Genomic DNA, 14,097 nt, shown 5'->3' with positions numbered 1-14,097 from the left:
TTATTTTGATTTATAATTACATGTAATTAAGAAGCCAAGATTATAAGGGAGTGGAGTTTAGTGAGTAACGATAAATTAGATCAGTTGAGAACAGATTTAGATGAGGTGAATCTTAAGCTTCTTGAAGTGATAAATGAGCGGGCTCGTCTAGTTCAGGAAATAGGAAAAGTAAAAAGCACTCAAGGTGTGAACCGCTTTGATCCTGTACGTGAGCGAAGCATGCTTGACCATATAGCAGAACACAATAAAGGACCATTTGAAACAGCTACATTACAGCATTTATTTAAGCAAATTTTCAAAGCGAGTTTGGAGCTTCAAGAAGAAGATAATAGTAAAGCTTTACTAGTGTCTAGAAAGAAACACCCAGAAAATACAGTCGTTGATTTGAAAGGTGTCATGATGGGTGATGGAGCCCAACGTTTAGTTATGGGTCCATGTGCTGTTGAGAGCTATGAGCAAGTTCTAACAGTAGCAAAGGCACTTAAAGAGCGTGGAATCAAATTGTTAAGAGGGGGAGCTTTTAAACCTCGTACATCTCCATATGACTTCCAAGGACTAGGGTTAGAAGGATTACAAATCCTTAAAAAAGTAGCGGATGAACTAGATATGGTTGTTATTAGTGAAATTGTAAATCCAGCGGATATTGAAAAAGCTGTAGAGTATTTAGATGTTATTCAAATTGGTGCACGTAACATGCAGAACTTTGAGTTATTAAAAGCTGCTGGTTCTGTGAAAAAGCCAGTGTTACTAAAGAGAGGTTTATCTGCGACTATTTCTGAATTCATTCATGCAGCAGAGTATGTAGTAGCGAGTGGGAATAATGACCTTATGTTATGTGAGCGCGGAATTAGAACGTATGAAACAGCAACAAGAAATACTTTAGACATTTCGGCTGTTCCAATTTTAAAACAAGAAACTCACTTGCCTGTTTTAGTGGATGTAACTCATTCAACAGGTAGACGTGACTTATTACTTCCAACGGCAAAAGCTGCGTTTGCAATTGGTGCCGATGCGATTATGGCTGAAGTTCACCCTGATCCTGCTGTTGCGCTGTCTGATTCAGCACAGCAAATGGATATTCCTCAATTTAATAAATTTATTGATGAATTATTAGCATCTGGTTTATATAAGGGATAATTTATAAAGGTTGACCTAAAACTAAGGTCAACCTTTTTTTACGTCTTTAAAAAGTAAAAAAGCGACCTTTTTTTTGAGTAGTGAGAGATAAGCAGAAAGAATGTCCCTGGCTACGCTCGTTGCGCGGGAACTATAAGAAGAGCACTTATAGTTCCCTTAAGAGCTTGCAACGGCTTCGCTCAGGGCTGACTTTTTAAAAAAAGGTAAAAAAGCGACCTTTTTTTAAAAAGTCTATGAAAATTTCTCGAAGGGTGTCGATATATATAGTGTAGAACATTGCGGACCTCTTCAGAGTATCGTATGATAACAATACATTACTATATACGATCATATTGAAATGACGTAGAGGAGGATCATTGTGAATAATACAACCATTTATGATGTTGCAAGAGAAGCAGGTGTATCAATGGCTACTGTTTCACGTGTGGTAAACGGTAATCCTAACGTGAAACCAGCGACACGAAAAAAAGTACTTGAGGCTATAGAGCGTCTAGGTTATCGTCCTAATGCGGTAGCGCGTGGATTAGCAAGTAAAAAAACGACGACAGTTGGGGTAATTATTCCTGATATTTCAAGTATTTTCTTTGCAGAGTTAGCACGCGGAATTGAAGATATTGCTACAATGTACAAGTATAATATCATTCTTTGTAACTCTGACCAAAATCAAGACAAAGAAATTCACTTAATTAACACTTTACTTGAAAAGCAAGTTGACGGAATTGTTTTCATGGGGGGACATATTACAGAAGAGCATGTAGAACAATTCAAACGTTCGCCTGTACCCGTTGTTTTAGCAGCGACGCTTGATACAAATAAGGAAATCCCTTCAGTTAACATTGATTACAAACAAGCTGTTTATGATGCGATTACCCATTTGGTTGAAAAAGGCCATACCCGTATTGGAATGCTATCAGGAACACTTGATGATCCGGTTAATGGATATCAGAAGTTTTTAGGTTATCGAGAAGCGCTAGAAGAAGCAGGAATTTCTTTTGAAGAAGAGTTAATTGCAATTGGTGATTACACATATGATTCTGGTATTGATGCGATGCAGACGTTTCTAGAGTTAGATGAAAAACCAACGGCAATCTTTGCAGCTACAGATGAAATGGCTCTTGGTGTCATTCATGGTGCACAAGATAAAGGGTACTCAATTCCAAATGATTTTGACATCATTGGATTTGATAATACACGTCTAGCTACAATGGTTCGTCCAACTTTAACTACAGTTGTACAACCTATGTATGATATTGGAGCTGTTTCCATGCGTCTGTTAACAAAACTCATGAATAAAGAAGAAGTGACTGATCAAATCGTAGTGCTCCCTCACAGAATAGAATTTAGACAATCTACGAAATCATAGGTGATTCATTCTAGTCAATAGTTAGTCCAAGTCTGAATCGCCTCGGGGAGAGGAATATGAAAAAATTTGATATTACAACGCCAATTGGAATTGTTGTTGGGATAATTGTTTTACTTTTGGCCGTACTTTCTAACTCAGGACCTTCTGGACTTATTTTCTTTATCCAGATTGCTTCACTACTCATAGTAGTGGGGGGACTTGCTGCAGGAATTGTTATTAACTTTTCATTATCTGAGCTAAAAATAGTTCCAAAAGTGTTAATGGAATCGTTTCGTGGTCAAGATCACGATTTAAGAAAGTTAATTGATACTTTTGTAGATTTGTCTGGAAAAGCAAGAAGAGAAGGTTTATTAGCCCTAGAAGCAGGTTTAGATGAGGTTGAAGATCCCTTTATTAAAAAGGGTATTTTACTAGCTGTTGATGGTATTGAACCAGATGTAATAAAAGATATTATGATGGCTGAAGTAGTAGCGATGGAAGAACGTCACCGTAAAGGAAGATCAATCCTTGAAAAAGCAGGAGAGTATGCTCCTGCTTGGGGGATGATCGGTACTTTAGTTGGACTTATTCTAATGCTTCAAAACTTAAATGATCCAGCTACTCTTGGACCGAATATGGCTGTAGCACTCTTAACAACTTTATATGGAACTGTTTTAGCGAACCTTGTGTTTATTCCGATGGCATCTAAGTTAACGAATAAAACCGACGAAGAGGTATTTGTGAAACAAATTATCATTGAAGGAGTTATCGGAGTACAGTCAGGTCAAAATCCAAAAGTACTTCAAGAAAAATTAAGTGCATTTTTGAGTAACAAAGATAAGATTATTGAAGAAAACACGGGTGAGACTTATGAAGCGTAGAAGCCGTCCGGAAGAAAAAGGTGCTCCAAAATGGATGGTTACTTTTTCCGATCTGATGACTCTTATTCTAGTATTCTTCATTTTACTTTTTTCAATGTCGGTAGTTGATGCCCAAAAATTTAGAGCTATCGCAGAATCATTCAATCAAAGGCAAATATTTGATTATATGCCATCTGCTATTGAATTTGAAAATCCGTCAGAAGAACGGGGAGAAGAACGGAAGGATCCTTTTGATGAAGGTGACTTTGGGGAAGATGGATCGGATGTTGATATGGATGAATTGCTACAGGAAGTAGATCAATTTCTAGAAGAGAATGATTTACAAGACGTCATTTCAGCTACTCGCGATGATCGAGGTGTTGTACTTGTCCTTCAGGAACGTACACTCTTTGAATCAGCAGAAGCTGAACTGTTACCAAGTGCTGAACCTTTCCTAAGTAAAGTGGGAACCTTGCTAGAAGCTATTCCGAATATGGTGAAGGTGGAGGGGCACACAGATAGTCGTCCGATTTCGACATTTCGTTATCCTTCCAACTGGGAATTGTCGGGAGCAAGAGCTAGTAGTGTCATTCGTTTTCTAATAGATAATCATAATTTAGAAACGAACCGTTTTATTGCAACTGGTTATGGAGATACGAGACCTGTAGTTCCAAATACGTCAGAAGAAAACCTACAAACAAACCGTCGTGTCGTTATTGTGATTTCAGATCCTTCGTATAATGATGGACAAACTTATTAACTCAAGGGATTTTCCCTTGAGTTTTTTTAGGATTCTTTTCTTGTTATTAAAAAAATGTGTATACTAAAAAAGAATCTAGGAGGTTGAAAAATGAAAATTGGGATTATTGGAGCAATGAACGAGGAAATTGAACGAATGAAAGCCGAAATGAAGGTTTCAGAAACTCATGTTTATGCATCTGTGACCTTTTATGAAGGAACGTTAAAAGAGAAAAAAATCATCCTTTGTCGGTGTGGTGTTGGGAAAGTGAATGCGGCTTTAACGACTCAAATTTTAATAGACAAGTTTGAGATTTCTCATCTGTTATTTACGGGCGTTGCAGGGGCTATAGATGAAAGTCTAAATGTAGGAGATTTAGTCATTTCAACGAGTGCCATTCAACATGATATTGATGTAACAGCACTAGGGTTTAAGAAAGGACAAATTCCTTATTTCGAAGATTCTTCTGATTTCGAAGCAGACAGCACTTTGGTGAAAATGGCAGTTGCTGCAGCGGAGGAGAGCACCGAACGTCATATTGTCCAAGGTAGAGTTGTAAGTGGAGATCAATTTATTGCTTCTGCAGAGATTGTCCAAACATTAAGAAGCGAATTCGATGCGGTATGTGTGGAGATGGAAGGGGCAGCCGTAGCTCAAGTTGCTAAAATGAATCAAGTTCCATTTGTGATCATTCGATCAATGTCCGATAAGGCGAATGGTGAAGCCTCAATGAACTTTGCTGAATTCACACAACTGGCAAGTGAACAATCGCATCTACTTGTTTCATCAATCTTAAAAAAAATGTAATAATTCAACCACTTATGAGGAGTTAGTAACTCCTCATAAGTGGTTTAGCGTCTCATTTCATTCCGAATATGATAGAGGGCTTTGTCTAGTGTGTTTCTATTTTTTTCAGTGATTTCTTGTTTACGAGGTATTGTTGGTACAATGTTTGAATCATTCCAGTATGAAGGTAATTCTACATCAGCTTGTTTAGACCATTTATTAATCCAACCTTCAGGTATGGTTTGCTGTAAGTCTTTCGTTTGTTTAGTCATGGTTAGCCAAATGTAGGACCATGCTCGTGGTACCACTCGCCAAATGTCATAGCCTCCACCACCTACTGCAATCCACCGTCCGTCACAATATTCATGGGCTAATTCATGAGCAAGTTCGGGTATTCTTTTATATGTTTCAAAAGTGGAACAAAGATGGGTTAGTGGATCAAAATGATGAGCATCAGCTCCATTTTGAGTTAGAATGACATCTGGTTTAAAGAATGCAACCACTTCTCTAAAAGCGGTTTCATAAACTTCTAAAAAAGATTCATCTTCCGTAAAGGCATCAACTGGTACATTAATTGAAAACCCAAAGCCTTTCCCAGATCCTTTTTCATGGACTTGACCTGTTCCAGGAAATAGGTAGCGTCCGGTTTCGTGGATACTTAACGTACACACATCAGAATCGTCATAAAAAGCCCATTTTACTCCGTCGCCATGATGAGCATCTGTATCTACGTATAGTACGCGTGCTCCGTATTTTTTCCTCATGTATTCAATAGCAATTGAGCTGTCGTTATAAATACAAAATCCTGAAGCTTTTCCTTTAAATCCATGATGCAGGCCACCGCCTAGATGTAAGGCGTGACTAGCTCTACCCGACATAACTTCATCAACTGCTGTTAGTGTTCCTCCTACGAGCAATGAAGCAGCTTCATGCATAAAAGGAAAGATAGGTGTGTCCTCTGTACCTAAACCATAATTAGCAGCAATTGCTTCGTTTAATGTTCCTTTTCCAGCAGATTTCACAGCTTCTATAAATGCTTCGTCATGAACTAAAGCTATTTCTTCTTGTGTTGCTATTCTCGGTGCAAGAATAACATCATCATCTAGTGCTTTCAATTCTTTTAAAAGGTCATAAGTAAGTTGAAGTCGCAAATGGTTAAATGGGTGTTTATCGTTAAAGCGATAAGCTAACTGTTCATCAGAATAAACAAAAACAGCATCTTTCTTCGTACTCATAAACCAGGCTCACTTGGCCATAAGACATCATAACCATTGTCTTCAATTACCTTAACAATCCGACGAGGATCAATCGTTTGAACACGAAATACAAGAATTTTAAATGCTGGATCTTGATAAGGATAAACGAGAACACTTGTAATACTTACATTTAATTGTTTGAAAATAGCAGCGATATCTGATAATTTACCTGTGATGTTCTCTACTTTAACTTCTATATGAGAACTTGGTTGGTGAGCTCCCATTAGCTCAACTAAGGTATGTAGCATATCTGTTTCCGTCACAATTCCAACAAGATCACCATCATCAAGGATCGGCAAACAACCAATATGGTGTTCGTAAAATAATGTAGAAACTTCTCCTACGAAGTCTAAAGGATGAGCAGTGATTACATTTTTTTTCATGATAGTTGAAATCGGTTTTAGAAAATCTTCTAGGTGCTCAGTAAAATGAAAGATGGAAGGACTAGCATCGCGAATATCGCTATCTGAGACAATGCCCACTAAGTTTTTCTGAGCGTCAATAATGGGAATATGTCGGATTTGATGCAATTCTAGCAGTTGCATTGCATCTTTTATAGTGCAAGAATCAGTTAATGTGATGACATTTCGTTTCATAATATGTTCAAGAATCATTGGTACACCACCTTGAATTTTATAGTTGAACCGTAAAAGTAGAACGCGAGGCTTGATTGTGCAATCATAGATTAGCTACTAAAAGAGTATTTGTTGGACTCTACATACCTTATTTGTGAAAAAAACATTAGTTTTGCAAGGTTAGAGGACTCAGACAACCTTATAGGCTATAAATCAAGGAAATTTTACTAGCGTTTTGTTAAATAGAGGCCTCACAGTCCAGATACACCTTAAAGACAACATATTTTACTTCAATAAGAGCTCTGGTGTCCCGCGTCCCAACTTAATGACTTCTTTTGTTTTAACAAATTGGCTCATTGCATAGATTTAAATAAAAAAGGTGAAGATCATCATATTTTGATAGAGCGTGATGTTTGAGTGTGCAATGGCTCCGCACGATGCGCGTCCGTTCTGAGAAACCCGCTCAGAACGGACTTAAACCTTGCATCGGCTCCGCTCATTGCATAGATTTAAATAAAAAAGGAAAAGCGTCCTTTTTTGATAGAGCGTGATGTTTGAGTGGCAATGGCTTCGCACGATGCGCGTCCGTTCTGAGAGACCCGTTCAGAACGGACTTAAACCTTGCATCGGCTCTGCTCATTGCATAGATTTAAATAAAAAAGGAAAAGCGTCCTTTTTTATTTAAATCTAATACATAAACCTATTCTGGAAGCGGAGTTGGTCGAATTGTTGGATGGAGTTGGTGTCGATTCTTTTACCGATTCTTGCCATGAGGCAGTTTGCCGGGTGAGAGCAGATTTCTGGATCGTCTGTTGCATACCATTCTAGCCCACCAGCATTCATCATTTTTTCCATCACTTTTCGATATTCCCATACATCAAGGCCACTTCCCTTTAAATCCCAGTGCCAGTAATATTCAGTTGTGATAATGATATAGTCTTCCATTGCGTCATCCATCATAGATAGTCGAAGTAGGTTTTTTCCTACTTGTGCGCCGCGATATTCTTTGGCGATTTCTATAGCACCTAATTCAATTAAGTTTTCCATTTTTCCTTCTGACCAGCGTTCCATTGGATCAGGGTATACAAATGTTACATAGCCTACAATCATGTTTCCGTCTAATACAACATTAATCCTGCCTTCTGGCAAATCTGCTATCCCTATCAATGCTTGTTTTTGCTGAGTGGGAGGACGAAATGCTACTAGTCCTTCGTGGAAATCATATTCATTTAATGCTTGAGCAGAAATAGGTCCTTCTAATGTTAGTGTTCGCTCCTTAAATGGAAGTGTAACGGAGTAATAAGTTTTTGGATGCTTCATGTATGCGTTCCCACCTTTAAAAGCCTTCTTCTGTCTACATTATACATGAAGTGATCAGAAGGAATGTGAATATTCATAGGATTGTCAAGAAAAATGCTTAGTTCTATTTCTTCCAAAGAATGTCTTTTTATAAATTTTAAAATTGATATAATATTCTGTATGTATTATACTATATATTGTAATTACATAAAAGGAGGATGAATCTACTATGAATGTGCAAGCGCTTCCATCTAAACAAGGAAATCACAACTTACCAAGCTATGAAGAAGCAGTTCAATCTTTTGATTGGAAAACAGTAGAATCAGAGTTTTCTTGGGGTACTACAGGGAAAGTAAATCTTGCTTATGAAGCAATAGACCGACATGCAGAAGGGCAAAAGAAAAATAAGGTTGCCTTATATTATAGTGATGTAAATCGAGTTGAACAATATACATTTGAAGACATGAAAAGAAATTCAAACAAAGCGGGTAACATACTAAAAGAAGCTGGAGTTGTCAAAGGAGACCGCGTTTTTATTTTTATGCCTCGTTCTCCAGAACTCTACTTTTCAGTTCTAGGTGCTATTAAAATCGGTGCTATTGTAGGACCATTATTTGAAGCATTCATGGAAGGTGCTGTACGTGATCGCTTAGAAGATAGCGAAGCAAAGGTTTTGATCACAACTCCAGCTCTTCTAGAGCGTGTTCCAGTTAGTGATTTGCCTAATTTAGAAACAGTATTTATCGTAGATGAGCAATATGAAGAAAACGGACCATACTTAAACTTCTACTCACGTTTTAATCAAGCAAGTGATACTCTTGATGTTGAGTGGGTTGACCGTGAAGATGGTTTAATTCTACATTATACTTCAGGATCTACTGGTAAACCAAAAGGTGTATTACATGTTCACAATGCAATGTTACAGCATTATCAAACAGCTAAATGGGTATTAGATCTAAAAGAAGAAGATGTTTATTGGTGTACAGCTGATCCAGGTTGGGTTACAGGTACTTCTTACGGTATATTTGGACCATGGTTAGTAGGTGCGACAAATGTTGTTCGTGGTGGGCGTTTCAGTCCGCAAGATTGGTATGAGACATTAGAAAGATATGAAGTGACAGTTTGGTATAGTGCACCTACTGCATTCCGTATGTTAATGAGTGCTGGTGATGAATTGGTTAAGAAATATGACCTTTCTAATCTTCGTCATTTATTAAGTGTTGGTGAGCCTTTAAACCCAGAAGTAGTTCGTTGGGGTATGAAAGTATTTGATCTTCGTATTCATGATACTTGGTGGATGACGGAAACAGGTGCTCAGGTTATTTGTAACTATCCTTCAATGGATGTTCGTCCGGGCTCAATGGGTAAACCACTACCAGGAATTAAAGCTGCCATTATTGATGATAAAGGCAATGAGCTACCGCCAAACCGTATGGGGAATCTAGCTATTAAAAAAGGCTGGCCGTCGATGATGCGGGCGATCTGGAAAAATGAAGAGAAGTACAATAGTTATTTTGAAATTGATGGTTGGTATGTATCAGGTGACTCTGCTTATATGGATGAAGATGGTTATTTCTGGTTCCAAGGAAGAATTGATGACGTCATTATGACTTCTGGAGAGCGTGTAGGACCATTTGAAGTCGAGAGTAAATTAGTTGAACATCCAGCAGTTGCTGAAGCAGGAGTTATTGGTAAACCTGATCCTGTTAGAGGTGAAATCATTAAGGCTTTTGTTGCTTTACGTGATGGATATGAAGTAACAGATGAATTAAAAGAAGATATTCGTAACTTTGTTAAAAAAGGCTTAGCGGCACATGCTGCACCTAGAGAAATTGAGTTTCGAGCGAAACTTCCAAAAACGCGTAGTGGTAAAATTATGAGACGAGTGCTAAAAGCTTGGGAGTTAGACTTACCAACTGGTGATTTGTCTACAATGGAAGATTAATTAATAGCATTACAGACTGACTATTCGGTTTGTAGAATATATTAGAAGAGAGGGAAATCTAATTGGATTTTCCCTCTCTTCTTTTGCTTGAATGAAAAGAAGAATTTATTTCCACATTACCAAAAATGGTTATTTATGTTAATGTGGAGGTGAGTTCTTACAATGTTTTGATGTTTTCAAACGAGATCCATTAGAGGAGGGATCTGAATGAAGAAAGCAAAAACTCAGTCATTTACCATTTTAATTCTAACAACAAGTCAGGTTGTGATGGCAATATATGCGTATCGAAACTAATGATGAGATTGGTTTTGGGATCCTGTTCACGTTCTTATTTGTATTTTTTAGTGCATTGATTGTTCATAGCTTGAAAAGAAATAAAAAGTTAGAAAATAATAATGAATAATCCGAAGAGGTACTTAAATGTTTAAGAAGAGCATCAGATTAGCTTTAATATATTTTGCTGTAACCACAGTCTCGCAACTAGTGATAAACAAAGAGGTTAATTGGATAGATAATATTACAATCTATTTTATGATGATATTGATAAGGTGGTTTTATAATTGGTCAAGAGTACCGTATGAATGGAATAAAGATAAAACTGAAAAGGTTTCTAAAACTTCTAGCCCCAGTTAAAAGACAATTTAATAAGGCATGTTTGATTTTGGATTTTTAAGGTTAAGAAAAACCGCTTGGATTGTAATGTATCCCAAGCGGTTTTTTTGACGTGATATTCTTTTTAGTCTCCATTCCCATTCCCATTTCCATTTCCATTTCCATTTCCATTTCCTTCTCCAGGTGGTTTTTCTGGTTTAGGATCAGGTTTAGGATCTGGCTTTGGCTCCGGTTTAGGTTCCGGCTCCGGTTTAGGATCAGGTTTAGGATCAGGCTTTGGTTCTGGCTCAGGCTCAGGTTCCGGTTCCGGCTTGTATTTAGTCCCTTCTGCAAAAGCGGAGGCTGATGATTCGCGACCAGCTGTATCGACGGCAATCACATAGTAGGAATAGGATTCCCCATTTACATTGAAACTAGTTGTTTCATTGCCTACAACATGATTATAGAAAGAAAAATCAGTCGTGCCATTAGCAGCTCTATAAATTTTATAACCAACGATATCATTATCAGGATGTTTAGACCAAGATAATGTATTACCACCTAATTTTACTCCACCTACAACACCAGGATTGCGTCCGTTGTTAGGTGCGTCTTTATCAGGAATTAAGTTCTTCATATTATCTGGTAAATACTGTGAAATGTTATCTAAGTCTCCAAAACTATCTGAAACCATAAATCCTTGTTGTGAAAATTCCGAAGGTGTAGATGACAATGCTTTATAATTAGACCCATTAATTGTTACAAATCGAGCTTCTTGTAAGCTGTCATCTGTTTTTGTTGGAACAAATTTAGCATTAAATATATCCGTTCTCACAAGGCCAGCCGCTTGACACATCGGTGATGGCAATAAACCTGTTAAGCTACAAATAGATCTTGAAACAATTCCTTCCGGTTGAGCAAAACGTTTGCCGCTTCCCATAAGTTCTGGATCAATTTTACTTGCGGCGTTGGCAATATTAGCCCATATTTGTTGAGTTCTCGGACCATATCTAAGTCCATTAACAGTCTGTTCAATCGGGAAGTTTTTATCATATCCTATCCAAACACCTAATGAGACATTTGGATTAGTAGCGACAAACCAAGAGTCTTTTGTATCGTTTGTCGTACCTGTTTTACCAGCCAATCCGCTGAATATGCTAATCTTCCAGGGATTGAGGTAGCAGTCCCAACACCTCTTAAAACATCTCTCATCATATCAATGGTTAAGTAAGCTGTTTGGGGAGAGAAAATCTCTTTTTCAGACTTTTCATGTTCAAAGACTAATTCTCCGTCTGCTGTTTCAATTCGTTCGATCATATAAGATTCAATAAATTTTCCACCATTTGCAAATGTTGCGTATGCATTGGTATTTTGTTCAACCGTCACTTCCAACGCCCCAAGTGGAGAAGATTCATAAGGAGCATCGCTAGGAAGATTAAATCCGTAATCTAATAATATCTTACGTTGTTGTTCATAAGGAACCATGTAAGAAGCTCGGATTGCTGGTACGTTCCTTGAACGTGCTAAGGACTCTCGAACAGAAATAAGTCCAAGGTGTCGACGGTCAAAGTTTCTAATTTCTCTTCCATTTGTTCGATATTCGGCATAAGTATCAGGTACAACAATCCCCGGCTGAATAGCACCGATTTCCATTGCTGGTGCGTAAGCCAACAATGGCTTCATCGTTGAACCATTTGGTCGATTCGCTTGGGTTGCACGGTTAAATTCATTTCCTAAAATTTCATCTCGGCCAGCGACAAACCCTTTAATGGCACCGGTATGATTTTCGATAAGAACTGCACCGACTTCTTCTTGATCTAGTAATTCTTCTCCAGCGTCATTTTTGTATTTTTTGTCTGGTCCGAATATATTATCGTTTTGAACAGCTTCCTGCATAGCTAAATAAATGTCTTGATCTATTGTTGTATGGATTCGATAGCCTTTACTTCTAAGATCAAGTCTTGCTTCTTCAGAAGCTCGGTTGAAAATTTTTAATTTCTCTTCCTGCTCTAATTCATCATAATCAGGATAGTTTGCTTTTATTTTTTGCTTGGCCAGAACGTCTGTGGCTCTCCTTAGTACTTCGTTCGTTAAATAAGGATATTGCTCAATTGGTGCTACAGTTGGTTCAGCAAAATGCTCACGAATATCATAGGCTAACGCATCTTCATATTCCTCAGTTGAAATAAACCCACCTTCATGCATTCTTGAAAGTACAGTCTTCATTCGATTTAAACTAGGATCTAAGTTTTCTTTAATGTCTCCATTTTGGAGAAATGGTGTATAACCAAATGGACTTTGTGGCAATCCTGCAATATAAGCGGCTTGTGGTATCGAAAGTTCACTTGCATCTACTCCGAAAATACCGATCGCAGCAGCTTGAACACCAGCAATTTGTCTTCCAGAAGCGTTTCGTCCAAACGGAACAATGTTCAAGTAAGCTTCAAGAATTTCGTCTTTTTCCAAAAACTGCTCTAAACGCATTGCTAACAAGATTTCAGTAGCTTTTCTATCAAACGAAACCTCGCTTGTTAAGATTTGATTTTTAATTAACTGTTGAGTAAGGGTGCTTCCTCCTGTTTGAAGAGAGGAATTAGCAAATTCTTGAAACGTCGCCCTCATAATTGCTTTTGGAACGACTCCCTCATGTTCATAGAAATATTCATCTTCTGTTGCAATAATGGCATGCTTAAGATGATCAGAGATATCCTCGAGAGAGACTTTATGCCTTTCTACATCTGTTGGTAATTCTCCTAATGGCTCATTTTTTGCAAAGAAGACTTGACTCGTTTCTTCATAATCATAAATTCGATCTCTCATTTCATCAGCGGTTCTAAGTGGTTCATCTTTTACTAATGAAGCAAAATAACCAGCTGCTGTTCCTCCAAGAAAGAAGAGTGACATACAACCTACAATTATAGTAAGTAGAAATAAATTCCAGAAAACTTGGTATGTAATGCCAATCCTACGGAAAACCTTTAGTTCATGAAGTTTTTTTGAGAAACTTTTGATTTTGTTTATGAATGTCGATTCGTTAAGATTCATAGCAAACCTCCCATTTATCAACCATATTATATCATATGGTGTCGATTGAAGGTATGGTTTAAGCATAATTGACAATTTATGAGTGATATGGTAAAAAGAAAACAATAATTAAATATGAAGCGAAGAATGATCGAAGTAGTCCGTACTTCCCTGTTTAAGAGAGCTAATGGTGGTGAGAATTAGTACAAAAGTTATGGATGAATTACAATCAGGAGCTTTTCTTTGTGATAAGCAAAGAACGGTCATGCCGTTATAATAATGAAGTGGGAGAAAAGTTTTATTTTTCTTCAACAAGGGTGGTAACGCGAGAATCTCGTCCCTTTTTTAGGAGGAGTTTTTTTTGTGTTTAAATTTAAAAGCTGTTTTCGTAAATGCTGTTGCTATGTAGTAGTTTTTCCTCTAAGTGAAACGGAGCGGAAGTCACTCGACTCCTGCGGGATCTAGAGGTAGGGCCGAGACCTCACAGGTGCAGCCGAGGAGGCTCGGCACCTCCCCGCGGAAAGCGAGTGGCTGGAGCGCAAT

At 37.8% G+C, this 14,097-nt stretch carries 11 protein-coding genes and 1 other annotated feature; of the genes, 6 read left to right on the top strand and 5 right to left on the bottom strand.

Going from position 1 to position 14,097, the window contains the following annotated elements:
* The first annotated feature begins 60 nt into the window (after positions 1 to 60).
* The 5 genes from JCM9157_RS05605 to JCM9157_RS05585 all read left to right on the top strand — a co-directional run bounded on the left by JCM9157_RS05605 (position 61) and on the right by JCM9157_RS05585 (position 4,885).
* Complete coding sequence (locus JCM9157_RS05605) at positions 61 to 1,137, top strand: bifunctional 3-deoxy-7-phosphoheptulonate synthase/chorismate mutase (protein ID WP_035662955.1); 1,077 nt, start codon at positions 61 to 63, stop codon at positions 1,135 to 1,137.
* Positions 1,138 to 1,495: 358 nt separating this feature from the next.
* A complete protein-coding gene (ccpA, locus tag JCM9157_RS05600; RefSeq protein ID WP_035662953.1) occupies positions 1,496 to 2,500 on the top strand; it encodes a catabolite control protein A in 1,005 nt (334 codons plus the stop codon).
* 56 nt (positions 2,501 to 2,556) lie between these two features.
* The gene (gene motP, locus JCM9157_RS05595) at positions 2,557 to 3,360 is read left to right on the top strand and encodes a flagellar motor protein MotP (protein ID WP_035662951.1); all 804 of its coding nucleotides are present in this window, start codon (positions 2,557 to 2,559) and stop codon (positions 3,358 to 3,360) included.
* The gene (gene motS, locus JCM9157_RS05590) at positions 3,350 to 4,099 is read left to right on the top strand and encodes a flagellar motor protein MotS (protein WP_035662949.1); all 750 of its coding nucleotides are present in this window, start codon (positions 3,350 to 3,352) and stop codon (positions 4,097 to 4,099) included. The genes motP and motS overlap by 11 nt, the downstream gene beginning before the upstream one ends.
* Positions 4,100 to 4,189: 90 nt before the next feature.
* A complete protein-coding gene (locus JCM9157_RS05585; RefSeq protein ID WP_035662948.1) occupies positions 4,190 to 4,885 on the top strand; it encodes a 5'-methylthioadenosine/adenosylhomocysteine nucleosidase in 696 nt (231 codons plus the stop codon).
* A gap of 44 nt (positions 4,886 to 4,929) precedes the next feature.
* Here the strand turns inward: JCM9157_RS05585 and JCM9157_RS05580 are convergent, their stop codons facing one another.
* From JCM9157_RS05580 to JCM9157_RS05570, 3 genes are all read right to left on the bottom strand, one after another.
* Positions 4,930 to 6,099: an acetoin utilization protein AcuC gene (locus tag JCM9157_RS05580; RefSeq protein WP_035662946.1), complete on the bottom strand. Its 1,170-nt coding sequence runs from the start codon at positions 6,097 to 6,099 to the stop codon at positions 4,930 to 4,932.
* On the bottom strand, positions 6,096 to 6,734 hold the full coding sequence (locus tag JCM9157_RS05575) for an acetoin utilization AcuB family protein (protein WP_035662945.1): 639 nt from the start codon (positions 6,732 to 6,734) through the stop codon (positions 6,096 to 6,098). The genes JCM9157_RS05580 and JCM9157_RS05575 overlap by 4 nt, the downstream gene beginning before the upstream one ends.
* 648 nt (positions 6,735 to 7,382) lie before the next feature.
* Positions 7,383 to 8,015 carry a GNAT family N-acetyltransferase gene (locus JCM9157_RS05570; RefSeq protein WP_035662943.1) on the bottom strand — a complete coding sequence of 211 codons (633 nt, stop codon included), beginning with the start codon at positions 8,013 to 8,015 and terminating at the stop codon, positions 7,383 to 7,385.
* A gap of 208 nt (positions 8,016 to 8,223) precedes the next feature.
* On the opposite strand from JCM9157_RS05570, the gene acsA reads away from it, so the two are divergent.
* Complete coding sequence (gene acsA, locus JCM9157_RS05565) at positions 8,224 to 9,939, top strand: acetate--CoA ligase (protein WP_035662941.1); 1,716 nt, start codon at positions 8,224 to 8,226, stop codon at positions 9,937 to 9,939.
* Positions 9,940 to 10,675: 736 nt separating this feature from the next.
* Here acsA and JCM9157_RS25215 read toward each other — a convergent pair.
* Both JCM9157_RS25215 and JCM9157_RS05555 read right to left on the bottom strand, forming a co-directional pair.
* A complete protein-coding gene (locus tag JCM9157_RS25215; RefSeq protein ID WP_235714813.1) occupies positions 10,676 to 11,674 on the bottom strand; it encodes a fibronectin type III domain-containing protein in 999 nt (332 codons plus the stop codon).
* The gene (locus JCM9157_RS05555; protein WP_235714810.1) at positions 11,599 to 13,575 is read right to left on the bottom strand and encodes a transglycosylase domain-containing protein; all 1,977 of its coding nucleotides are present in this window, start codon (positions 13,573 to 13,575) and stop codon (positions 11,599 to 11,601) included. The genes JCM9157_RS25215 and JCM9157_RS05555 overlap by 76 nt, the downstream gene beginning before the upstream one ends.
* A gap of 113 nt (positions 13,576 to 13,688) precedes the next feature.
* Positions 13,689 to 13,899, top strand: a binding site (T-box leader).
* The last annotated feature ends 198 nt before the right edge of the window (positions 13,900 to 14,097 follow it).

The sequence above is a fragment of the Halalkalibacter akibai JCM 9157 genome, assembly GCF_000513135.1.
Lineage (GTDB): Bacteria > Bacillota > Bacilli > Bacillales > Bacillaceae_D > Halalkalibacter > Halalkalibacter akibai.
This window is presented reverse-complemented; position numbering and strand designations above follow the sequence as displayed.

Bases quoted from the DNA above. Each gene is read 5' to 3' on its own strand.
- motP (WP_035662951.1), top strand. From the start codon at position 2,557: ATGAAAAAATTTGATATTACAACGCCAATTGGAATTGTTGTTGGGATA.
- motS (WP_035662949.1), top strand. From the start codon at position 3,350: ATGAAGCGTAGAAGCCGTCCGGAAGAAAAAGGTGCTCCAAAATGGATG.
- JCM9157_RS05585 (WP_035662948.1), top strand. From the start codon at position 4,190: ATGAAAATTGGGATTATTGGAGCAATGAACGAGGAAATTGAACGAATG.
- JCM9157_RS05580 (WP_035662946.1), bottom strand. From the start codon at position 6,099: ATGAGTACGAAGAAAGATGCTGTTTTTGTTTATTCTGATGAACAGTTA.
- JCM9157_RS05575 (WP_035662945.1), bottom strand. From the start codon at position 6,734: ATGATTCTTGAACATATTATGAAACGAAATGTCATCACATTAACTGAT.
- JCM9157_RS05570 (WP_035662943.1), bottom strand. From the start codon at position 8,015: ATGAAGCATCCAAAAACTTATTACTCCGTTACACTTCCATTTAAGGAG.
- acsA (WP_035662941.1), top strand. From the start codon at position 8,224: ATGAATGTGCAAGCGCTTCCATCTAAACAAGGAAATCACAACTTACCA.
- JCM9157_RS05555 (WP_235714810.1), bottom strand. From the start codon at position 13,575: ATGAATCTTAACGAATCGACATTCATAAACAAAATCAAAAGTTTCTCA.